Here is a 21286-nt window from a genome sequence, read left to right as displayed (position 1 = left end):
CTCCCGCGCAGTAACGAAGGGGCCCGCAACCGACCGGTTGCGGGCCCCTTTTCGTCCTGGTGTTGCGGCGGCCGGTCGCTCCCCCTCGCGGGGCGGCGACCGGCCGCGCCGGTCAGAGGATGGTCCAGGTGTCCCCGCTGGCGAGGAGACCGGCGAGCTGCTGCTCCGGGGTCTCGGTCACCGTCGCCCTCGCCGCGGAAAGCTGCCCCTGCACCACGCTGTCGTAGGACGGGCGGTCGACCGAGCGGAACACCCCGATCGGGGTGTTGCGCAGGTCGAGGCCGGGCAGCCGGGACAGCGCGAAGGCGTACGCCGGGTCGGTGACCGTCGCGTCGTGCACGACGATCTCCCCGGGGCTGACCGAGGCGGTCTCCCGGACCTCCAGGCCGAACCCGCCGGGCGGGTGCACGACGCAGAACTGCCCGTCCTTGCCGAACGTGATGGGCTGCCCGTGCTCCAGCCGGATCAGGTAGTCGTCCCGGGTGGCCGGCTCCTTGAGCTGGTCGAACGCCCCGTCGTTGAAGATGTTGCAGTTCTGGTAGATCTCCACGAACGCCGAGCCCTGGTGCTCCGCCGCGGCCCGCAGCACGGACTGGAGGTGCTTGCGGTCGGAGTCGATGGTGCGGCCCACGAAGGTGGCCTCGGCACCGAGGGCGAGCGAGAGCGGGTTGAACGGGGCGTCGGCGGAGCCGGCCGGCGTCGACTTCGTGACCTTGCCGACCTCGGAGGTCGGCGAGTACTGCCCCTTGGTCAGGCCGTAGATCCGGTTGTTGAACAGCAGGATCTTCAGGTTGACGTTGCGGCGCAGCGCGTGGATCAGGTGGTTGCCGCCGATGGAGAGGGCGTCACCGTCGCCGGTGACCACCCAGACCGACAGGTCGGGGCGGCTGGCCGACAGGCCGGTGGCGATCGCCGGGGCGCGGCCGTGGATCGAGTGCATCCCGTAGGTGTTCATGTAGTACGGGAAGCGGGACGAGCAGCCGATGCCGGAGACGAAGACGATCCGCTCGCGCGGGATGTTCAGCTCCGGCATGAACTGCTGGATGGCGGCGAGGATCGCGTAGTCGCCGCAGCCGGGGCACCAGCGCACCTCCTGGTCGGACTTGAAGTCCTTGGCGGTGAGCTTGAGGGCGACGGGCTCAGACATTCTTCAGGACCTCTTCCAGCATCGTCTCCAGCTCGTTGGCCGTGAACGGCAGGCCGCGGACCTGGTTGTAGCCGATCGCGTCGACCAGGTACTTGGCCCGGATCACGTGGGCGAGCTGGCCGAGGTTCATCTCGGGGACGACCACGCGGTCGTAGGAGCTCAGCACCGTGCCGAGGTTGGCCGGCATCGGGGCGAGGTGCCGCAGGTGCGCCTGGGCGATGGAGTGGCCGCGCTGGCGCAGGCCCCGGCACGCCGCGCCGATCGGCCCGTACGTCGAGCCCCAGCCGAGCACCAGCACCCGGGCGTCGCCGTTCGGGTCCTCGACCTCGACGTCGGGCACCGGGATCGTCTCGATCCGGGCCGCCCGGGTGCGCACCATGAAGTCGTGGTTCGCCGGGTCGTACGAGATGTCGCCGGTCTTGTCGGCCTTCTCCAGGCCGCCGATGCGGTGCTCGAGCCCGGGGGTGCCCGGGACGGCCCACGGCCGGGCCAGGGTCTCCGGGTCGCGCAGGTACGGCAGGAAGGTGGTGCCGTCCTCGCCGTTGGGCTTCGTGGCGAACTCGACCCGCAGGTCGGGCAGCGACTCGACGTCGGGCAGCAGCCACGGCTCGGAACCGTTGGCGACGTAGTTGTCGGACAGCAGGATGACCGGCGTGCGGTAGGTCAGCGCGATCCGGGCCGCCTCGATGGCCGCGTGGAAGCAGTCCGCCGGCGACCGCGGCGCGATGACCGCGACCGGAGCCTCGCCGTGGCGGCCGTAGAGCGCCATGTTGAGGTCGGCCTGCTCGGTCTTCGTGGGCATGCCCGTGGAGGGGCCGGCCCGCTGCACGTCGACGATGACCAGCGGCAGCTCCAGCGCCACGGCGAGGGAGATCGTCTCGCTCTTGAGCGCCACGCCCGGGCCGCTGGTCGTGGTGACGCCGAGCGAGCCGCCGTAGGACGCGCCCAGCGCCGCGCCGACCGCCGCGATCTCGTCCTCGGCCTGCATGGTGAGCACGCCGAAACGCTTGTGCTTGCTCAGCTCGTGCAGGATGTCCGAGGCCGGGGTGATCGGGTAGGCGCCCAGGAAGACCGGCAGCCCGGAGCGCACGCCGGCGGCCACCAGGCCGAGTGACAGGGCCGCGTTGCCGGTGATGTTGCGGTAGGTGCCCGGTTGCATCTTCGCCGGCTTGACCTCGTAGCGGACCGCGAAGTCCTCGGTCGTCTCGCCGAAGTTCCAGCCGGCGCGGAACGCCGCGACGTTCGCCGCGACCAGCTCGGGGCGGGCGGCGAACTTGCGCTCCAGGAAGCGCAGCGTCGACTCGTAGGGCCGGTTGTACATCCAGGAGAGCAGGCCCAGGGCGAACATGTTCTTCGCCCGCTCGGCGTCCTTCTTGGACACGTCGTGCTCGGCGAGCGCGCCGACCGTCATCGACGTCAGCGCCACCGGGTGCACCACGTAGCCGGCGAGCGTGTCGTCCTCGAGCGGGTTCGCCTGGTAGCCGACCTTGGCCAGGTTGCGCTTGGTGAACTCGTCGGTGTTGACGATGATGTCCGCCCCGCGCGGCAGGTCGACGAGGTTGGCCTTGAGCGCCGCCGGGTTCATCGCCACCAGCACGTTCGGCGCGTCGCCGGGGGTCAGGATGTCGTAGTCGGCGAAGTGCACCTGGAAGCTCGACACGCCCGGCAGGGTGCCGGCGGGGGCCCGGATCTCCGCCGGGAAGTTCGGCAACGTGGAGATGTCGTTGCCCAGCTGCGCGGTCTCCGAGGTGAACCGGTCGCCGGTGAGCTGCATGCCGTCGCCGGAGTCGCCGGCGAACCGGATCACCACCCGGTCCAGTTGACGGATCTGCTTGGTCACGCCTGCACCTCGCTTCGCTGTGCGCGGTCGCGCGGGCGGCTGAACATGATGGTGACCTCGCCTAGCCCGGCCACGTGACCTCCTTGACGCACCGCTGCACCGGACCCGCGCGGGGCAGGCCCGGTCCGCCGTAGTTCCTCACCTGAGAGCCTACGTCGGATCGCCCTCCCAACTTTCTCGTAGGCCGCCCTCTGGGATGCGATCGGGCGGGGTTCCACACCGGTTTGCGGTGTTTCCGCCCGCCCGCCGTAATCCAGATCACCGGGGCGCCCGTCGATCCGGGCCGGGCGGCCGGCTTCCCCGGGTCAGTCCGTCGGCGCGGGCGCCGTCGTCGGCTCCGGCACCGGGGCGCCCAGCCGCCGCCGCAGGGAGGTGGTGGCCAGCGTGAGGGCCAGCACCACCAGCAGCGTGGAGACGGCGATCAGGATGATCGCGGTCTGCCGCACCGAGCCGCCCCCGCCGGCGCGCAGGGCGGGGGAATCGGCGGCCAGCACGCCCTGCGACCCGGTCGGGGCGGGCGGCGAGGCCACCGGGGTGGCCAGGGCGGCGGCAGCGGTGATCCGGAAGCTCATCTGCACCTGCCGGGCCCGGCCGCTGCGCGGGTCGAGCTTGCCGAGCACCGCGCCGGCCAGCGGGGCCGTCCGCTGGGCCTCGGGCGTCGCGGACACCGGCAGCCGCAGGTGGGCGGCGCGGCCGGCGGGGACGGTGCCCAGGTCGCAGCGGGTCCGCGTCGGGCCGGCGGCGGTGCAGCCCGGCGGGGGCGCCGGCACGGTCACTCCGGCCGGCAGGACCACCTCGACCCGGCCGTCGGCGTCCACCCGGCCGGTGTTGCCCAGGCGTACGTCGAGCCCGCTCGCCCCACCGCTGATGTCGAAGGCGACCTCGCCGGCCTCCAGCCTGATCCCGGGCGCCGGCGGGCCGGGCGGGAAGAGCACGGCGAAGCCTTCGTCGTCGCGCGCCGGCTCCGCGCCGGGGGCGGTCGCGGTGACCTGGACGGAGCCGCTGAGGGGCATCTGCCGCCAGGCGTCGCCGCTGACGCGTACGCGGATCAGGGTGCTGAACCGGGCACCCGGCGCGCTCGTCCACTCGCCGCAGCGGTGTGCCCCGCCGCCGACGTGGGCGCAGCCCCGGGTGCCGGCGTCGGTCAGCCCGGCCGGGAGCGTGTAGGCGAGCCGGATCCGGGCGGGCGCCGCCCCGGTGTTGGTGACGGTCACCCGCAGCGTGGTCACGGTGCTCGGCGCGTTCCAGTAGGCGGCGGTCAGGGTGATGTCGCCGGTGGTGACGCGGACCGCGGCCGGGGGAGCCGCCGGGCTGCCCGGGGCGGGCGCGCTCGGGCGCACCGGCGGCACCGACGGCGCCGTCGGCGGCGCGCTGAGGGTCGGTGCGGCGGTGGTCGGCGCCGGGTCCTCCGGGGCCGTGGTCGTCGGGGTCGGCTCGGTCGTCCCGGCCGGCGGCGTGGACTCCGGCGGCGGAGAGGTGGTCGGCGGCGCCTCGCTGGGCACCGGTCCGGTGTCCGTCGGGTCCGCCGTCGACGGCTCCGCGCCGGGCTCGCCGACCGGGTCCGTGGCGGCGGTGGCGACCCGGGCGGCGGTGGGGGCCGCAGCCGCCCAGCCCGGCACCGCGGCGACCGTGAGCCCGACCGCGAGGGAGATCGCCAGCAGGGGAACGGTACGCCGGTCACCCGCCCGCCGGCCGGGCCGTACGTCCACGCGGGCCATCTGTCCTCCGTGACGATGAGTGAGGGTTCCAATGTTCGGCAACCGTTGTCCACTGGCACTAGTCCCGCCCGGAAACAAGTCCGTAACGCTCGGCCGGCCGCGCGGGGCGGTAGGCTGATCGACCGTGACCGGTTACCTGGGCTCGTACGCGACGCTCGGGCTGCTGCTGCTCGCCAGCGTCCTCTTCTTCGTTACGGCGTTCTCGGCCAATCGGGTGTTACGTCCTGCCCGTCCGGCCGATCCCTACGGCAAGCGGGCTAGCTACGAGTGCGGCCTCGACCCCGTTGGCGCCGACTGGGCCCAGATGCAGATCCGTTACTACGTGTACGCGTATCTCTACGTGTTGTTCGCCGTGGAGTCCGTGTTCCTCTTCCCCTGGGCGGTGGTCTTCGACCGGCCGGGGTTCGGGATGGTGACGGTCGTGGAGATGGCGGTCTTCGTCGCGGTGCTGGCGCTGGGCATCCTCTACGCCTGGCGGAAGAACATCCTGCGCTGGACCTGACCTGAGCCCGGCCGGCCCGGGCGCCGGCGACCGTCCGGCTCCCACCGCCCGCGTCGGCCGCCGTGATCAGGTCGGGCCGCGCGAGGTCGTCGTGGTCAGGCCAGGCCGCGCCGGGTCGCCGCGGGCGGGCGGTCACCGCGGATCGACGCGACCATGTCGAGCACCCGGCGGGTGGGGCGTACCTGGTGCGCCCGGAACACCCGGGCGCCCAGCCAGGCGGAGACGGCGGTGGCCGCCAGCGTCCCTTCCAGCCGCTCGGCCACCGGCAGGTCCAGCGTCTCGCCGACGAAGTCCTTGTTCGACAGGGCGACCAGCAGCGGCCAGCCGGTGTCGGTGAGCTCGTCGAGCCGGCGGGTGATCTCCAGCGAGTGACGGGTGTTCTTGCCGAAGTCGTGCGCCGGGTCGATCAGGATCCCGTCGGCCCGTACGCCCAGCCCGACCGCGCGCTCGGCGAGCCCGGTCACCGTCGCGACCACGTCGGCGACCACGTCGGGGAAGGCCGCCCGGTGCGGCCGGGTCCGGGGCGCCAGACCACCGGCGTGTGAGCAGACCAGCCCGGCGCCGGTCTCCGCCGCCACCCGGGCCAGGACCGGGTCGGCGCCGGACCAGGTGTCGTTGAGCAGGTCGGCGCCCGCGGCCACCGCCTCCGCCGCGACCTCGGCCCGCCAGGTGTCGATCGAGATCACCACGTCGGGGAAGGCGGCCCGGACGGCGGCGATGGTCGCCACCGTGCGCCGGATCTCCTCGGCGACGTCGACCTCGGCGCCCGGGCCGGCCTTGACCCCGCCGATGTCGATGATCTCGGCGCCCTCCTCGACCGCCCGCTCCACGGCGCGCAGCGCGCTGTCCTGGGCGAAGGTCGCGCCCCGGTCGAAGAACGAGTCCGGCGTCCGGTTGACGATCGCCATCACCACCAGCTCGCCCGGGCCGAACGTCCGCCCACCGAGCCGAAGCGCCCCGGCCATACCGCCTCCTGAAAGGTCCGCGCCGTCGTCCCGTCCCCGTCGCCGGCCGATCACGACGCTATCCGGTCCGCCGCCGCCGGGCCCGGTCGGTCGTCGCCGTGTCGTCGCGCTCGCTCCGCCCGTCGTCGCCGCCCGCCGGGCCGGCGCCCCGGTTCCGGTGCGCCGGTGGGGTGGTGGGGTCGCTCCGGCCCCTTCGACATGCCACGATCTGTGCATGGATCAGGTTCTGCTCCTGCTTGTCGTCGCGCTGACCGTCGCGGCCGTGGTGTTCGGTGTGACCGTGCTGGTCACCGGCCGGGATCCCGGCCTGACGCCGGCCGAGCCGGACGGGCGCGCCGTGCCGCTGCCGGCCACCCGCCCGCTCCGCGAGGCCGACGTGGGTGAGGTCCGGTTCGACACGGCGCTGCGCGGCTACCGGATGGACCAGGTCGACCAGGCGATGCGCCGGGCGGCCTACGACATCGGCTACAAGTCCGAGCTCGTCGGCGTGCTGGAGGCGGAGGTCGCCGCGCTGCGCGAGGGGCGGACCGCGGACGCCGACGCCCTGCGCCGCGCCCGGGAGCAGGCGGCCGGGACGACCGCCGCCGAGGCGTCGCCGCAGGCACGGGGGGCGGTGCCGGTCGGGGCCGACCGGCCGGACGCCGCCGGGAACCGGGACCTGGTCGTCGAGCCGATCCCCGCGTTCGTAGACCCGGGCACCGCCCCGGCGACGGGTGACGCGCCGCCGGCCGGGTCGACCGGGTGGGCGGCGTCGGCTCCCGGCGCCGACTCCACCGGGCGCCCCGACGACGCACCCGCCGCCCCGGCGGGCGGCGACGGCACCGGGGACCGGACCGGCCGCGTCGCCGCCGGGGAAGAACCACGTGAGTCCCGGCGCGAGGACCTGACCGGCGGCGACGACCGGGCGATGTCACCGTCGGGCGACGATCGGGTGACGGCACCCTTGGGCGACGACGACACGACGGCGCCGGCGGGCGACGCCGGGCGGCAGGGGCCGGTGGTCCGGTCGGAGTCGGCGTGACCGGGCCCGTGGGCGGCGACAACCTGCGCGAGGCGGCACAGCCCGGCGCGGGCGAGGTCACCGCCACGGTGATCGTCGACGCGCCGGCGGAGCGGGTCTTCGCGGCGCTGACGGCCTGGGAGCGGCAGTCGGACTGGGTCCCGTTCACCACCGTCCGTGTGGTCGAGGGGGACGGCGGCGAGGGCAGCCTCGTCGAGGCGGTCACCGCGCTCGGCCCGGCCGTGCTACGCGACGAGATGCGGGTGGTCCGGGTGGACGCGCCCTACGAGGTCCGGGTGGTGCACTGCGGGAGGCTGCTGCGCGGCCCCGGCGTGCTGCGCTGCACGCCGCTGGCCCGGGACCGCACCCAGGTGGTCTGGCACGAGTGGTTCCACCTGCCCGGCGGCCCGGCCGGGCGGGTGACCTGGCCGGTGCTGTGGCCCGGCTCGAAGTTCGGCCTGACCCAGGCACTGAAGAAGTTCGGCCGGCTGGTCGAGCAGGGCCGGCTGCCCTGACCGTCGGGCGACTGCATGATCGACTCGACATCCCTGACAGTCGGGGTGTCGACCCGACCGGGACGCCCCGATCTCATTGACCTCGGGCTGACCGAGCCGTGCCCGCGGCGCGCGTACGGACGCCGGAGGGCGACCGCGGGCGACGGGGCCGTCGGGCCCGTGCCCTAGCGTGGACGCGTGACTGACCTGGTGATCGGCGCCGACGGGCTGCCGCGCTGCGGCTGGGGGACCAGCACCCCGGACTACGCCGCCTACCACGACATCGAGTGGGGCCACCCCCTGCACGGCGACGACGCGCTCTACGAACGGATCACGCTGGAGGCGTTCCAGTCGGGGCTGTCCTGGCTGACCATCCTCCGCAAGCGCCCGGCGTTCCGGCTGGCCTTCGACGATTTCCGGATCGAGACGGTGGCCGGCTACGGCGAGGCCGACGTGGCCCGGCTGCTCGCCGACGCCGGCATCGTCCGCAACCGTGCCAAGATCGAGGCGGCGATCGCCAACGCCCGGGCGGCGCTGGAGCTGCCCGAGGGGCTCTCCGCGCTGCTCTGGTCCTTCGCCCCACCGCCCCGACCGGCCCGGCCCACGTCCTTCGCGCAGGTGCCCGCGCTGACCGCCGAGTCCACCGCGATGGCCAAGGCGCTCAAGAAGCGCGGCTTCCGGTTCGTCGGCCCCACCACGGCCTACGCGCTGATGCAGGCCACCGGGATGGTCGACGACCACCTTGCGGGCTGCCACGTCGTGGCGGCGCGGGCGGCGTGATGGGATGGAGGGCATGACGACCGACACCGCGCACCGGGTGGACGGGGCGGCCCACGCCGACGGCACGGGGGCCTGGGCCGTGCTGCTTCCCGGCGGGCGCTACGAGGCCGAGCGGCTCGTCCACCACGACACGCTCGAACTGACCGGCCTGGCCGCCGCCGACCGGCCCCGTCCCGGCGACCGGGTGGCGGTGCTGGCCGACGAGCCGCCCCGGCTGGTGGCGCTGGGTCGGGTCGCCGCGGCCAGCGGACAGGAGCGGGAGGACCCGGAGGATCCGCTCTCCGACCGGGGCGAGGCGCCGCTGGTGGTGGCGTACACCCGGCGGGCCTTCGACGAGCCGGTGCCGGCCGAGGCGGTGGCGCTCGACGGGCCGGTGACCGCGCTGGACCCGACGGTGTTCCGGGAGTTGGCCGACAAGCTCGGCCCGCCGCCGCAGCGGCGCTCCTGGCTGGTCAGCCTCGACCTGCCGATCGAGGCCGCCTCGCCCGCCGAGGCGGTCCGGCTGTTCTGGGCCTACGTGCAGGAGCTGGGGCCGCGTGAGCTGCCCGCCTTCGTCTCTCCCTCCGGCGACGAGCTGGCCATGCAGGCGTTCGTGCTCGGCGCGGAGGCCAACCAGGATCCGGAGGAGGACGACTGACCTGACCGGGGCGACGTCGCCGCGACGGCGCCGGGCCGGGGCGGTTGCGCCGATGCCGGGCCACCCGGGCGGTCGCGACGCGACGCCCGGGCGGAGCCGGAGGCGTCAGCGGCCCTCGAAGGCCGGCTTCTGCTTGTTGACGAAGGCGACGGTGGCGGCCCGGTGGTCGGCGGTGCCCCCGCAGATCGCCTGCGCCTGCGCCTCGGCGGCGAGGGCGTCGGCGAGGGTGCCCGCGTCGGCGATGGAGAGCTGCCGCTTGATCGCCCCGTACGCGACGGTCGGGCCGGCGGCCAGCCGGGCGGCCAGCTCCTGCGCGGTCGGCAGCACCTGCTCGTCGTCCTCCACCAGGCGGTTGAGCAGCCCGAGCTGGCGGGCGTCCGCCGCGCGCACCGGCTCGGCCAGCATCAGCAGCTCGACCGCCTTGGCGTGGCCGACCAGCCGGGGCAGCGTCCAGGAGGCGCCGGTGTCGGCGGCGAGCCCGACCCTGGCGAAGGCCATCAGGAAGCTGGTCGACGGCCCGCCGATGCGGATGTCGGCCAGGAAGGCGAGCGAGGCGCCCGCCCCGGCGGCCATCCCCCGCACCGCCGCGACCACCGGCTTCGGCAGGTTGGCGAGCCGGGCGGCGATCGGGTTGTAGTGCGCCCGGACGGTGTGGAGCGGGTCGCCGTCGTTGGACTCCAGCGTCTGCACGTGCTCGCGCAGGTCCTGGCCCGCGCTGAACGACTGGCCCGCGCCGGCGAGCACCACCGCCCGGCAGGAGCGGTCGTTCTCCAGCTCCGCCAGGGTGTCCCGCAGCGCCTCCTTGAGCGCCACGTCGAGCGCGTTCATCGCCGTCGGGCGGTTCAGTGTCAGGGTGACGACGGCGTCGGTGCGGTCGACGAGCAGGGGCTCGGTCACGTCTCACGACCCTTCTGTCGGGCGAGGCGGTTGCCGGCGTCGAGGCACTGCTCGACGTACCGGTCTGCGGCCGGCCGCAGCCGGGCCGCGTGCCGGTCGAAGAAACTGGCCGCGGCGGTGCCGGGCCAGCGTTCGGGGAGCAGCGCCGGCGGCAGCTGCGGGTCCCGGAAGAGGAAGGTACGCCACGCGTGCACGAGCCGGAACCGGGCGGCGTACGCCTCCTCGTCCTGGCTGCGTACGGTGACGCCGGCCAACAGCGGCCGCTGCTCGGCGACGAACTGCTCGTACGCCTGGCCGATCTCGGTCAGGTTCCAGGCGCGGCGCACGACGCCCATCGCGCCGGGGGTGCCGGAGGTGTGCGCGGCGGTGAACCGTTCGTAGCGCACACCCGCCTCGTCGAGCAGCACGTCCACGTCCTCGCCGGGGCGGGTGGCCACCCAGGTGCAGTCGTCCAGGGCCCCGTAGCCGAGGAAGGTCAGGTTGGCGGCGAGGCGTTGGCGCTCCCGCCGCGCGGCGGGTGCCTCCAGCACCAGCAGGTCGAACCGGCCGTCCCAGGTGATCCGGCCGGTCCGGTAGATCCGGGCGGCTGCCTCGTCCAGTCGGCGGGCGGCTTTCGGTGTGATCGAATATCCCGGGCCGGAGGTGAGCCGGCACGGATCCAGCCACCCCTGGCGGACCATCCGGGAGACCGCCGTACGCACGGCGGGCGGGGCGATCCCGAGCGGCGCCAGCAGCTTGACCAGGGCGGCGACGGGTGCCCGGCCGCCCCTCGCCCGGAGGTGGTCGCCGTACAGGTCGAAGAGTGCCGACCGTGCCTGCATGACCGCACATTGTGACAGGCCTTCTCAGGATAAGCTAGATGCTGTTACATCAATGCTGCTTCGGTTTGGGTCCGGCGGTGTTCATCAGGGAAAATCGTTGGTCGACACCCCCGCGTACGTTGCGGGTGGTCAAGACGAAGTGGCTGTGGGGCAACCCACCGACCCTGGTGTAGGTCTGAGGGGAGACAACATGGCGGCGATGAAGCCGCGGACGGGCGACGGTCCGCTGGAAGTCACCAAGGAGGGCCGGGGCATCGTCATGCGGGTCCCGCTGGAGGGCGGTGGCCGGCTCGTCGTCGAGATGACTCCCGACGAGGCCAACGCGCTCGGTGACGCGCTCAAGGCGGCTGCCGGCTGACCGAGGAGCGGTCCGCGCGCCCGCGCGGGCGTTTCGTCAACCCCTGAGCCACCGGCCCGGCCGGTGGCTCAGGGTCTTCATTCCCCGCGGAGCCCGGCTCCGCGAGCTTTCCTGGAGGTACGGCTCCGCGTGCTCGCCATTCGTCTGCTCGTCGAGCCGGAACGGCCCGACGTCCTCGTGCTGCCCGTGCGGCCCGCCGCGGCCGACGACGCCCCGGCCCGGCCGGTCCCGACCGACGTGGCGCTGCCCGACGGTGTGGCCGAGGAGGCCGCCGCCCTGGTCCCGGCCGCGCGCGCGACCGGGCGGCCCGGCGAGGTCCAGGCGCACCTCCGGCCCGGGCGCGACCCCGGCCGCCTGCTGCTGCTCGGGATCGGCGAGGGCGACGAGGCGGAATGGCGGACGGCCGGCGCGGCGCTCGCCCGGGCCGCCAAGGATGAGACGCGCGTCACTCTGGTCATGCCGGCCGGGGCCACCCCGGCGGCCGTACGCGGGCTCGTCGAGGGGCTGCTGTTGGCGTCGTACCGGTTCCGGCTGACCGAGGCGGGCGCCGCCGCGGCGCTGGCCGGGGTCGACGTCGTGGTGGCCGATCCGGACGCGCACGGGCCGGCCGTGGCGGCTGCCGGCACGACCGCCCGGATGACCAGGTTCGCCCGCGACCTCACCAACACCCCGTCGTCGGTCAAGAACCCGGAGTGGTTCGCCGGCCAGGTCGCGCTCGCCGCGGCCGAGGTCGACGTGCCGGACCTGCACCTGCGGGTACGCGGCCCGGAGGAGCTGGCGGCGGAGGGCTTCGGCGGTATCCTCGCGGTCGGCGGCGGCTCGGCCAGCGCGCCGCGCCTGGTCGAGCTGGACTGGCGACCGGCCGGCGCGCGTACGCACGTGGTGCTGGTGGGCAAGGGGATCACCTTCGACACCGGCGGCATCTCGATCAAGCCGGTGCCGGCGATGAAGCTGATGCGCAAGGACATGGCCGGCGCGGCGGCGGTGGTCGCGGCCACCCTCGGCGCGGCGGCGCTGCGCCTGCCCGTCCGGGTCACCACGCTCGCGCCGCTGGCGGAGAACATGCTCAGCGGCTCGGCGTTCCGCCCCGGCGACATCGTCCGCCACTACGGCGGCACGACCAGCGAGACCACCAACTCCGACGCCGAGGGGCGGCTGGTCCTCGCCGACGCGCTCGCCTACGCGGTCGCCGAGCTCAAGCCCGACCTGCTGGTGGACCTCGCCACGCTGACCGGGGCGAACGCGGTCGCGCTGGGCAAGCGGATGGGCGCGCTCTACAGCGAGAACGACGGACTCGCCGCCGACGTGCTGGCCGCGATCGGGGCCGCCGGCGAGGCGGCCTGGCGGATGCCGCTGCCCGCCGACTACGTCGAGCACCTCGGCAGCGACCTGGCCGACCTGCACAGTTCGCCGGACCGGGGCGCGGGCTCGGTGATGGCCGCCCTGTTCCTGCGGGAGTTCACCGGCGAGCTGCGCGACCGGTGGCTGCACGTGGACATGTCCGCGCCGTCGTGGGCCGAGGGCGACGACGCCGAGCTGACCAAGGGCGCGACCGGCTGGGGCGTACGCTCGCTGCTGCGCTGGCTGGCGACGCTGGGCTGACCGCCGGGCGGCGCCGGCCCCCGGCGGGCCGGCGCCGGCGTCAGCACTTCACGGCGGCGAGCAGCCCGTGGCCGACCGGCAGCAGCGCCGGGGTCCAGTGTTCCGACTCCCGGACCGCCTTGATCGTCTCGCGGATGGTGACCGTCTCGACGTCCCGGGCGGCGGGGTCGGCGATCCGGCCGTCGGCCAGCATGCCGTTGAGCGCCAGCACGCCGCCGGGCCGCAGCAGCCGCAGCGCCGCGTCCACGCAGGCGGCGAACCCGGTCGACTCGGCGTCCACGAAGACCAGGTCGTACGCGCCGTCGGCGAGGCGGGGGAGCACGTCCAACGCCCGGCCGGTGATGATCCGGGTCCGGCCGGCGGCGAAGCCCGCCTCGGCGAAGATCCGGCGGGCGATGCGCTGGTGCTCCACCTCCACGTCGATCGTGGTGAGTACGCCGTCGGCGCGCATGCCGCGCAGCAGCCAGACCCCGCTGACCCCGGTGCCGGTGCCGATCTCCACCACGGCGCGGGCGCTGCCGGCGGCGGCGAGCAGCCGCAGCGCCGCGCCGGCGCCGGGGGTGACCGCGTCGAGGCCGACCTCCCGGGCCAGGCTGCGGGCGGTGCGCAGTACGAGGTCCTCGGTCACGTAGGACTCGGCGAACTGCAGGGCCTGGGTCGTCGAACTGCCGGAACCGGCGACCGTGGCGATGGGACACCTCCGGGCGGCGCGAGTGGTGCGGGGGCGGGTGGGCACTGTGAGCCTAGAGGCGACGTCGAACGGACGCAGCCGCGCGTCCGCCACCCGACGATCACGGCCGGCAACCGGTGACTGAGTCCGTGGCATCCGTGTAATCCTGGAAGCGGTATTCCGTCGATCGCGACCGGGCGGCCCCCTCGCCGGTTCCGTGGCGCGCGGGATCCGGGGAAGGACTGGGAGGCACCGACGTGACCGACGGCTGGGACTGGCGCCAGCCCGGGGGGACTCCGGCACCGGCGCGACCGCCGGGGCCCGGGTACCCGCCGGCGGGGCCGCCACCGGCGCTCCAGGGCGCCGCGGGCGGCACGACCTCGCCCTGGTGGTCCGACGCGCTCGCCGACCCGTGGCGCGACCCGGCCGCGCCGGCCGCCGTGGTGCTGCCGGCCGCCCCGAGCCCCGGCACCGAGCCCGAGCCGGTCAGCGACCCGGACGCACCGGGCCGGCCGACGCTGCGCCAACTCCTGCTCATCCCGCTGATCACCGCGCTGCTCGCGGGCAGCCTCGGCGGTGCCCTCGGGTACGCCTTCGCGGTGCGCGGCGGCGCCGGGGGCGGGCCGGTGCTCGGCGCCGACCCCCAGGCCCCCGGCCTGGCCCAGCGCCGGCCCGAGTCGCTCGCCGGGGTCGCCGAGCGGGTGCTGCCCAGCGTGGTGACCGTCCGGGTGGCCAGCCTCGGCGGCACCAGCGAGGGCTCCGGCTTCGTCGCCAGCGCCGACGGGCACGTGATCACCAACGACCACGTGGTGGCGGGAGCGACCGGCGGCAAGGCGTCGGTGATCTTCAACGACGGCAGCTCGGCCCCGGCCACCGTGGTCGGGCAGGACCCGGAGTCCGACATCGCGGTGATCAAGGTCTCCCGGACGGGCCTGCGCCCGGTCGAGTTCGGCGACTCGGACGCGCTGGCCGTGGGCGACCCGGTGCTGGCCATCGGGTCGCCGCTCTCGCTGGCCAACACGGTCACCGCCGGCATCGTCAGCGCGCTGGACCGGACGATGCAGGCCGGCGAGCCGGGCGGCCCCACGCGTTACTACGCGGCGATCCAGACCGACGCGGCGGTCAACCACGGCAACTCCGGCGGCCCGTTGGTCGACGGGGCCGGCCGGGTGATCGGCGTCAACTCGACGATCAAGTCGCTGGTCTCGGACGGGCAGGAGGCGGGCAACATCGGCCTCGCCTTCGCCATCCCGATCAACCAGGCCAAGCGGGTCACCCAGGACATCATCGGCACCGGCAAGGCCCGGCGGACGGTCATCGGCGCCCAGGTGGGCGGGCAGGGCGCGGGCGCCAGCGGGGCCGGCGTACGCCTCGCGGCCGTCGAGCCGTCCGGGCCGGCGGCCGGCGCGGGGCTGAGGGCCGGCGACGTGATCCTCAAGCTCGCCGGGCGGCCGATGACCGAGCCGACCGACCTGATCGCCCTGGTGCGGAAGTTCGCGCCGGGTTCGGTGGTGACGGTGGAGTACCGCCGGGGCTCCGACCGGCAGAACGCCTCAGTGACGCTGGCCGCAGACGCCAAGTAGCAGCCGGTCACCCCCTCCCCGCGCGGCGTCCGACGTGCGTAGTCTTGCTGCTGACGCGGAGAGGAGGCCCGTGCAGTGTTCGACAACCTGAACTGGTGGGAGATCGGTGGGCTGCTGCTCCTGGCGCTGCTGATCTTCGGCGACCGGCTGCCTGCCGTGATCAGTGACGGCCTGCGGATGGTGCGCAACCTGCGCAAAATGGCCCACAGTGCCACCACCGACCTCAGCCGGGAGTTGGGCACCGACATCCAGCTGGAGGATCTGCACCCCAAGGCGTTCATCCGCAAGCACCTGCTCAGCGAGGAGGACGAGCAGGCGATCCGGAAGCCGCTGCAGGGCGTCTACGACAACCTGCGCGCGGACGTCACCGGCGTGCACAACGAGCTGAAGGACGTCGCCTCCGCAGCGGACCTGCGGTCGAAGGGCACCCGCCCGAGCACCACCACCGGCGGCGCGCCGGCCCCCGCCCCCCGCGTCAGCTACGACGACGCCACCTGAGACCCCGCGCCCACCGCTTCGGCCTGACCAGCGCCCCCGGCCTGCCCGGGCATCGTTGCGACGGGGTGCCGGGCCCGGCGCACCGGCCCGACGCCCGCGGGTCGCCGGGCCGGTGCCACGCCGTACGCCTCGTGGGAACGGCGACGGGGCGGCGCTCCCGGGGGAACGCCGCCCCGGTCGGGTGGCGACAGCGCCGGCGGGGCCGGCGGGCGGATCAGCGGCCGGCGGGCTTGAGACCCAGCGGCTTGCCGAGCAGCGACTCCCGCCGCAGGGCGAGCCGGTCGGCGACCTGGCCCAGCGCCTTCGCGGCCGGCGACTCCGGCTCGGCCAGCACGATCGGCGTGCCCTCGTCACCGGCCTCGCGGACCCGGGTGTCGAGCGGCACCTGCCCGAGCAGCGGCACCTGCGCGCCGATGGTCTTCGTCAGCGACTCGGCGACCGTCTGGCCGCCGCCCGCGCCGAAGACCTCCATCCGCGAGCCGTCCGGCAGCTCCAGCCAGGACATGTTCTCGATGACGCCGACGACGCGCTGGTGCGTCTGCAGGGCGATCGCGCCGGCCCGCTCCGCCACCTCGGCGGCGGCGGTCTGCGGCGTCGTGACGACCAGGATCTCGGAGTTGGGCAGCAGCTGGGCCAGCGAGATGGCCACGTCGCCGGTGCCCGGGGGCAGGTCGAGCAGGAGCACGTCCAGGTCGCCCCAGTAGACGTCGGCGAGGAACTGCTGCAACGCCCGGTGCAGCATCGGGCCCCGCCACACCACGGCGGCGTTGCCGGCGGTGAACATGCCGATCGAGATGACCTTCACGCCGTGCGACTGCGGCGGCATGATCATGTCCTCGACGCGGGTCGGGCGGCCGTCCGCGCCGAGCATCCGGGGCACCGAGTGGCCGTAGATGTCCGCGTCGACCACGCCGACGGAGAGCCCGCGGGCGGCCAGCGCCGCGGCCAGGTTGACCGTCACGCTGGACTTGCCGACGCCGCCCTTGCCGCTGGCGACCGCGTACACCCGGGTGCGGGAGCCCGGCTGGGCGAACGGGATGACCGGTTCCTGGGAGGCGCCGCCGCCACGCAGCTTCGCCTGGAGCTCCTGGCGCTGCTCGGGGCTCATCACACCGAACTCGATCTCCACGCCGGTCACCCCGGGCACCGCGCCGACCGCCGCCGTGATGTCCGCGCGCAGCTTGTCCTTCAGTGGGCAGCCGGCGACGGTGAGCAGCAGCTCGACCCGTACGACGCCGTCGTCGCCGACCTCGGCGGAGCGGACCATGCCCAGCTCGGTGATGGGCCGGCGGATCTCCGGGTCGTTGACGGTGGCCAGCGCGGCCTGGATCGCGTCGGAGACGGTGCTGACGGGTGCTGACATGCCCGCAATGCTACGTCGGGGGTGACCCCGCGCCGCCGCCAGCGGGGCCCGGTGTGAGCGAATCGATGACGACGGTTGGGGGTGGACCGCCTGCGGCGCGAAATGGGACGTTCAACCCGAACGCCGCCCGCCCGGCCCCCCGGGGCGAGCGGCATTTCACGCGTCCCGGGCCTCCGGCCGGCCGTCCCGGGCCCAGTCGCCGTCCAGGTCGTCGCGGGGCTCGTCGAGCCCGCCCCCGCCCTGCTCGAGCTGCGTGGACCGCTCCTGGTGGCGGCGCTCCAACCGCTGCCGGCGCTGGCTCGCCTCGTCCAGCTCCTCGGCCAGCCGGGCCAGCTCCGAGCGGAGGAAGTCCCGGGTCGCCACCTCGCCCATCGCGTTGCGCAGCGCGGCGATCTCCCGCGCCAGGTACTCCGTGTCGGCCTTCTGCATGGTCGCCCGCCGGCGGTCCTCCTCCAGCGCCACCCGGTCCCGGTCCGCCTGGCGGTTCTGCGCCAGCAGGATCAGCGGGGCCGCGTAGCTGGCCTGGAGGGACAGCACCAGGGTCAGGAACGTGAAGGTGTACGGGTCGAAACGCAGGTGCGCCGGGGCCAGGGTGTTCCAGCCGAACCAGAGCGCGATCACGACCGTCATGTAGACGATGAAGTTCGCCGTCCCCATGCCCCGGGCGATGCCCTCCGACCACCGCCCGAACGCCTCTGGGTCGAACCGGGGCAGCTTGACGCCCCGGGGCTCGCGTGGCTGGTCGAGCCGCGGCGCCCGTCGCTGGTCAGCCATCCGCGCCGCCCACCGGCTCGGTGGCGGCCGGGCTCGCGGCGGCGTCCCGGTCCCGCCAGTCCCGGGGGAGCAGGTGGTCCAGCACGTCGTCGACCGTGACCGCGCCCACCAGCCGGTTGTTGCGGTCGACCACCGGCATGGCCACCAGGTCGTACGTGGCCATCCGGCGGGTGATCTCCGGCAGCGGGGTGGTGGCCCGCAGCGGGTCGATGTCGTTGACCACCACCCCGCCGAGCAGGTCGGCCGGCGGTTCGCGGAGCAGCCGCTGGAAGTGCACCATGCCGAGGTAGCGGCCGGTCGGGGTGGTCATCGGCGCCCGGGACACGAAGACCTGCGCGGCGATCGCGGGCGACAGCTGCGGCTCCCGGATCCGGGCCAGGGCCTCGGCGACCGTGGCGTCGGGCGGCAGGATCACCGGCTCGGAGGTCATCACGCTGCCCGCCGTGCCGGGCGTGTACTTGAGCAGCTGACGCACCGGGTCGGCCTCGTCCGGCTGCATCAGGTCGAGCAGCACGTCCTGCTCCGGGGGCGGCAGCTCGCTGAGCAGGTCGGCCGCGTCGTCGGGGTCCATCTCCTCCAGGACGTCCGCGGCCCGCTCCCGGTCCAGCGCGGCCAGGATCTCCACCTGGTCGTGCTCCGGCAGCTCGCTCAGCACGTCCGCCAGGCGCTCGTCGTCGAGTGCGGCGGCGACCTCGTTGCGCCGGGCGTCGGGCAGGTCCTGGAGGGCGTTGGCGAGGTCGGCCGGGCGCATGTCCTCCAGCACCGCGAGCAGGTTGGCGGTGCCCCGGCTGTCGGCGATGCCGCTGAGCCCGCGTACCCGCTCCCACTCGACCTGGTGCAGGTGACCCCGGCGGCTCAGCCGGCCCGTCTGCTCGCGTACGGCCACCCGGGTCAGCGACCACTCGCCGCCCCGGCTGCACTCCATCGCCACGTCGACCACCGAGCCCGGCTGCCCGCCCGGCTCGACCTGCACCCGCCGGTCGAGCAGCTCCTGGAGCACGAGCAGCTCGTTCGGGCGCTTCTCGAAGCGCCGCAGGTTGAGCGTGCCGCTGCCGAGCACGACCGCGTCGGCGTCGATGGAGGTGATCCGGTTGATGGAGAGGAAGATGCGCCGCCGCATCGGCATCTCGGCGACCAGCCCGACCACCTCCGGTGGGCGCTGCGTCGGCCGCAGCCGGGCCACCGCGTCGCGGACCCGGCCCACCTGGTCACCGTTGGGGTCGAAGACGGCGACCCCGGCGAGCCGGGCGATGTAGATCCGGGTCGGCGTGCTCACGGGCACCAGCCTAAGCGCCTAGTGTTTATCAACATGTCGACCTTGGCCTACGAGATCGTGGACGTCTTCACCGACCGCCCGTTCGCCGGCAACCCGCTGGCCGTGGTGTTCGGCGCCGAAGCGCTGGCCACCGAGCAGATGCAGGCGCTCGCGTGTGAGTTCAACCTCTCCGAGACGGTGTTCGTGCTCCCGCCCACCCAGGTCGGCGCCACCTACCGGGCCCGCATCTTCACCCCGGCCGAGGAACTGCCCTTCGCCGGGCATCCCAGCGTCGGCGCGGCGGTGACCGCCAGCCGCCGGGGACTCTTCCCGGCGGGGCAGGTCACCCAGGAGTGCGGCGCGGGCGTGCTTCCGATCGAGGTGACCGCGACCGGGGCCACGCTGACCGGCGGCGTCCCCACCCTCGGCCCCGAGCTGGACCCGGAGCCGCTGCTGGAGATGGCCGGCCTGACGGCGGACGACCACGTCGGCCCGGCGCCCCGGGTGGCCGGCTGCGGGCTGGAGTTCCCGTACCTCCCGGTCCGCCCGGACGCGGCGGCCCGCGCCACGGTGAACGCGGCGGCGGCACAGCGGTACGGAGTGGAGCACGTCAGCGTCTTCTCCTGGGACGCCGCCGCGCAAACCGCGCACGCCCGGGTCTTCGTTCCCGGGCTGGGCGTGCCGGAGGACCCGGCCACCGGCTCGGCCGCCCTGGGCCTCGGGGTGTGGCTGGTCGCCAGCGGCCTGCTCCCCGCCGACGGGCGCGCGGAGTACACCGTCCACCAGGGCATCGAGATCAACCGGCCGTCCGTGCTGGCCTGCACGGTGACCGCCGCCGGCGGCCAGGCGGTGGGCGCCACCGTGGCCGGCCACGTCATGCCGGTGGCCCGGGGCGAGATCATGGTCCCCCCGTTCGTCGGCTGACCTGCGCCATCCGTGCCGCCACGGCCACCGGCCACGCGGCCGGACGCCGGGCGGCGCTGACGGGACTGGGGCGGGTGCGGGAGGATGCCGGTGTGACCGACGCGGACCGGACCAGCACGCCGCTGGTCGACGAGGCGATGAAGAAGGCCGCCGTGGCGTGGGTGAGCGTGCCCGGTGGGCCGGCGCTCGCTCTCTGGTGCGTCCCCCTGGAGGGGGCGCTCTTCGTGGTCAGCGGCCCGGGGGAGCAGTCCGCGCCGGGGCTGGCCGACGCCACCGACGCCCAGGTCACCCTGCGCGGCGACCACGGCGGGCGGATCGTCACCTGGCCGGCCCGGGTGAGCCGCCTCGTGCCGGGCACCGAGCACTGGGAGAGCACGGCCCCGCTGGTGGCCGCGAAGCGGCTCAACGCGCCCGGGCCGACCACCGAGCTGGTTGACCGCTGGGCGGCCGACGGCTGCGCGGTGAATCGGTTGGCCCCGGCCGGGGAGCCGCTCGCCGGCGCCGCGCTGCCCGCGGGCTCGCTGGCCGAGGTGCCCCGGGAGGCGCCGGTGGTCCGGGCGATCCGCAAGCCGTTCCGCCTGCACCGGGTCCGCCGCCGCTGAAACCGGGCCGGTCACGTCGTGGGCCGCGGGCACGGCCGGGTCAGGAGAGGCAGCCCGCCGGCACGGGTGGCCCCGTCGACACGGATGCCCCCGCCGGCACGGGTGCCGCCGCCGGGGTCGGCGTGCCCGCCGGCATCGGCGACCGGTCGACCAGGTCGACCACCTCGTCGAGCGAGCGCAGCACCGGCCCGCGCCAGGCCGCGTCGGCGTTGAACACCATGTGCTCGGCCAGGTCCGGCGCGGCCAGCCGCACCGCGGTCATGCCGGCCCGCTCCGCCCCGGTCAGCTCCTGGCTGCCGCCGTCGCCCACGTAGAGGCAGTCCGCCGCGGCCACGCCGAGCCGCCCGCACGCCGCCTGGTAGAGCGCCAGGTCCGGCTTACAACGCCCGACCTGCACCGAGAAGACCCGCACGTCGAGCAGCGGGGCGACCGGCAACTGCGGCAGGAACGCCGGCAGCTCGTGGGTGCAGTCGCTGATCACCCCGGTTCGCAGGCCGCGCCGGCGCAGCGCGGCCAGCGTGGGCACCGCCTCGTCGCGCAGCCGCGTGTCGGCGCGTACGGCCCGGTGGCGGGAGGCCACCGCCGACCGGACCGCGTCGTCCGAGGGGTGCACGCCGGCCTGCTCGCAGACCCAGCGCAGAGTCGCCTCGGCGTTGCCGTACCGGCCGCAGGCCCGCTCGTAGAAGGTGCGGTCGAGCACGTCGACGAGCGTGCGGGGCGGGCAGCCGAGCAGCTCGGCGGTCGACCGGTGCGCCGCGCCCCGCTGCACGGAACGGGTCAGCGTGCCGAAGAAGTCGAACAGCACCGCCTGGTAGGTGGGCATGGGAGCGCCTCCGGGCGGTCGAGGGGTCGCCGG

22 protein-coding genes are annotated in these 21286 nt (G+C 74.9%); 11 read left to right on the top strand and 11 right to left on the bottom strand.

Features of this window, described 5'->3' with window-relative positions:
* Positions 1 to 112 precede the first annotated feature (112 nt).
* The 3 genes from ACZ6Q9_RS25140 to ACZ6Q9_RS25130 all read right to left on the bottom strand — a co-directional run bounded on the left by ACZ6Q9_RS25140 (position 113) and on the right by ACZ6Q9_RS25130 (position 4705).
* Positions 113 to 1147, bottom strand: a complete 1035-nt coding sequence (locus ACZ6Q9_RS25140; protein ID WP_393258137.1) for a 2-oxoacid:ferredoxin oxidoreductase subunit beta — start codon at positions 1145 to 1147, stop codon at positions 113 to 115.
* The gene (locus ACZ6Q9_RS25135) at positions 1140 to 2987 is read right to left on the bottom strand and encodes a 2-oxoacid:acceptor oxidoreductase subunit alpha (RefSeq protein ID WP_393258139.1); all 1848 of its coding nucleotides are present in this window, start codon (positions 2985 to 2987) and stop codon (positions 1140 to 1142) included. The genes ACZ6Q9_RS25140 and ACZ6Q9_RS25135 overlap by 8 nt, the downstream gene beginning before the upstream one ends.
* Before the next feature lie 305 nt (positions 2988 to 3292).
* Positions 3293 to 4705, bottom strand: coding sequence for a hypothetical protein (locus ACZ6Q9_RS25130; RefSeq protein WP_393453071.1), 1413 nt, complete (start codon positions 4703 to 4705; stop codon positions 3293 to 3295).
* Positions 4706 to 4829: 124 nt separating this feature from the next.
* Here ACZ6Q9_RS25130 and ndhC point away from each other — a divergent pair, with 124 nt between their 5' ends.
* Complete coding sequence (gene ndhC, locus ACZ6Q9_RS25125) at positions 4830 to 5207, top strand: NADH-quinone oxidoreductase subunit A (protein WP_350678128.1); 378 nt, start codon at positions 4830 to 4832, stop codon at positions 5205 to 5207.
* A gap of 95 nt (positions 5208 to 5302) precedes the next feature.
* Here ndhC and folP read toward each other — a convergent pair whose 3' ends face one another.
* Complete coding sequence (folP, locus tag ACZ6Q9_RS25120) at positions 5303 to 6172, bottom strand: dihydropteroate synthase (RefSeq protein ID WP_393258144.1); 870 nt, start codon at positions 6170 to 6172, stop codon at positions 5303 to 5305.
* A gap of 214 nt (positions 6173 to 6386) precedes the next feature.
* Here folP and ACZ6Q9_RS25115 point away from each other — a divergent pair, with 214 nt between their 5' ends.
* The 4 genes from ACZ6Q9_RS25115 to ACZ6Q9_RS25100 all read left to right on the top strand — a co-directional run bounded on the left by ACZ6Q9_RS25115 (position 6387) and on the right by ACZ6Q9_RS25100 (position 9083).
* On the top strand, positions 6387 to 7193 hold the full coding sequence (locus tag ACZ6Q9_RS25115; protein WP_393453068.1) for a DivIVA domain-containing protein: 807 nt from the start codon (positions 6387 to 6389) through the stop codon (positions 7191 to 7193).
* Positions 7190 to 7687: an SRPBCC family protein gene (locus ACZ6Q9_RS25110; protein WP_393453065.1), complete on the top strand. Its 498-nt coding sequence runs from the start codon at positions 7190 to 7192 to the stop codon at positions 7685 to 7687. Before ACZ6Q9_RS25115 ends, ACZ6Q9_RS25110 begins: the two co-directional genes overlap by 4 nt.
* 177 nt (positions 7688 to 7864) lie before the next feature.
* A complete protein-coding gene (locus ACZ6Q9_RS25105; RefSeq protein WP_393453062.1) occupies positions 7865 to 8446 on the top strand; it encodes a DNA-3-methyladenine glycosylase I in 582 nt (193 codons plus the stop codon).
* A gap of 13 nt (positions 8447 to 8459) precedes the next feature.
* On the top strand, positions 8460 to 9083 hold the full coding sequence (locus tag ACZ6Q9_RS25100; RefSeq protein WP_393453059.1) for a hypothetical protein: 624 nt from the start codon (positions 8460 to 8462) through the stop codon (positions 9081 to 9083).
* 105 nt (positions 9084 to 9188) lie between these two features.
* Here the strand turns inward: ACZ6Q9_RS25100 and ACZ6Q9_RS25095 are convergent, their stop codons facing one another.
* Complete coding sequence (locus ACZ6Q9_RS25095; protein WP_393453056.1) at positions 9189 to 9980, bottom strand: enoyl-CoA hydratase/isomerase family protein; 792 nt, start codon at positions 9978 to 9980, stop codon at positions 9189 to 9191.
* Complete coding sequence (locus tag ACZ6Q9_RS25090; RefSeq protein ID WP_393258155.1) at positions 9977 to 10801, bottom strand: PaaX family transcriptional regulator; 825 nt, start codon at positions 10799 to 10801, stop codon at positions 9977 to 9979. The genes ACZ6Q9_RS25095 and ACZ6Q9_RS25090 overlap by 4 nt, the downstream gene beginning before the upstream one ends.
* Before the next feature lie 190 nt (positions 10802 to 10991).
* Between ACZ6Q9_RS25090 and ACZ6Q9_RS25085 the strand changes: the two genes are divergently transcribed.
* Positions 10992 to 11159 carry a DUF3117 domain-containing protein gene (locus tag ACZ6Q9_RS25085; RefSeq protein ID WP_007455245.1) on the top strand — a complete coding sequence of 56 codons (168 nt, stop codon included), beginning with the start codon at positions 10992 to 10994 and terminating at the stop codon, positions 11157 to 11159.
* Between the two features lie 129 nt (positions 11160 to 11288).
* Entirely contained in the window at positions 11289 to 12761 is a 1473-nt protein-coding gene (locus ACZ6Q9_RS25080) for a leucyl aminopeptidase family protein (RefSeq protein ID WP_396829767.1), read from the top strand.
* A gap of 40 nt (positions 12762 to 12801) precedes the next feature.
* Here ACZ6Q9_RS25080 and ACZ6Q9_RS25075 read toward each other — a convergent pair whose 3' ends face one another.
* Positions 12802 to 13389 (bottom strand): O-methyltransferase, encoded by a 588-nt coding sequence (locus ACZ6Q9_RS25075; protein WP_357693991.1) that lies wholly within the window; start codon positions 13387 to 13389, stop codon positions 12802 to 12804.
* A 299-nt stretch (positions 13390 to 13688) separates the two neighbouring features.
* Here ACZ6Q9_RS25075 and ACZ6Q9_RS25070 point away from each other — a divergent pair, with 299 nt between their 5' ends.
* Positions 13689 to 15014 carry a S1C family serine protease gene (locus tag ACZ6Q9_RS25070; RefSeq protein ID WP_396829765.1) on the top strand — a complete coding sequence of 442 codons (1326 nt, stop codon included), beginning with the start codon at positions 13689 to 13691 and terminating at the stop codon, positions 15012 to 15014.
* 75 nt (positions 15015 to 15089) lie between these two features.
* Positions 15090 to 15512, top strand: coding sequence for a twin-arginine translocase TatA/TatE family subunit (locus ACZ6Q9_RS25065; protein WP_393258163.1), 423 nt, complete (start codon positions 15090 to 15092; stop codon positions 15510 to 15512).
* Between the two features lie 214 nt (positions 15513 to 15726).
* Here the strand turns inward: ACZ6Q9_RS25065 and ACZ6Q9_RS25060 are convergent, their stop codons facing one another.
* The 3 genes from ACZ6Q9_RS25060 to ACZ6Q9_RS25050 all read right to left on the bottom strand — a co-directional run bounded on the left by ACZ6Q9_RS25060 (position 15727) and on the right by ACZ6Q9_RS25050 (position 18925).
* The gene (locus ACZ6Q9_RS25060; RefSeq protein ID WP_393258165.1) at positions 15727 to 16875 is read right to left on the bottom strand and encodes an Mrp/NBP35 family ATP-binding protein; all 1149 of its coding nucleotides are present in this window, start codon (positions 16873 to 16875) and stop codon (positions 15727 to 15729) included.
* Positions 16876 to 17031: 156 nt separating this feature from the next.
* Entirely contained in the window at positions 17032 to 17649 is a 618-nt protein-coding gene (locus ACZ6Q9_RS25055) for a DUF1003 domain-containing protein (protein ID WP_393258168.1), read from the bottom strand.
* Positions 17642 to 18925, bottom strand: coding sequence for a magnesium transporter MgtE N-terminal domain-containing protein (locus tag ACZ6Q9_RS25050; protein ID WP_350701507.1), 1284 nt, complete (start codon positions 18923 to 18925; stop codon positions 17642 to 17644). The genes ACZ6Q9_RS25055 and ACZ6Q9_RS25050 overlap by 8 nt, the downstream gene beginning before the upstream one ends.
* Before the next feature lie 33 nt (positions 18926 to 18958).
* Here ACZ6Q9_RS25050 and ACZ6Q9_RS25045 point away from each other — a divergent pair, with 33 nt between their 5' ends.
* Both ACZ6Q9_RS25045 and ACZ6Q9_RS25040 read left to right on the top strand, forming a co-directional pair.
* The gene (locus ACZ6Q9_RS25045) at positions 18959 to 19828 is read left to right on the top strand and encodes a PhzF family phenazine biosynthesis protein (RefSeq protein WP_396829764.1); all 870 of its coding nucleotides are present in this window, start codon (positions 18959 to 18961) and stop codon (positions 19826 to 19828) included.
* Positions 19829 to 19920: 92 nt separating this feature from the next.
* Complete coding sequence (locus ACZ6Q9_RS25040) at positions 19921 to 20430, top strand: hypothetical protein (protein WP_393258174.1); 510 nt, start codon at positions 19921 to 19923, stop codon at positions 20428 to 20430.
* A gap of 40 nt (positions 20431 to 20470) precedes the next feature.
* Here ACZ6Q9_RS25040 and ACZ6Q9_RS25035 read toward each other — a convergent pair whose 3' ends face one another.
* Entirely contained in the window at positions 20471 to 21253 is a 783-nt protein-coding gene (locus ACZ6Q9_RS25035) for an HAD family hydrolase (RefSeq protein WP_393453047.1), read from the bottom strand.
* Positions 21254 to 21286 lie beyond the last annotated feature (33 nt).

The sequence above is a fragment of the Micromonospora sp. NPDC049139 genome, assembly GCF_055586845.1.
Note: the sequence above shows the minus strand (reverse complement) of the source record. Positions and strands in the feature narration are given on the sequence as shown.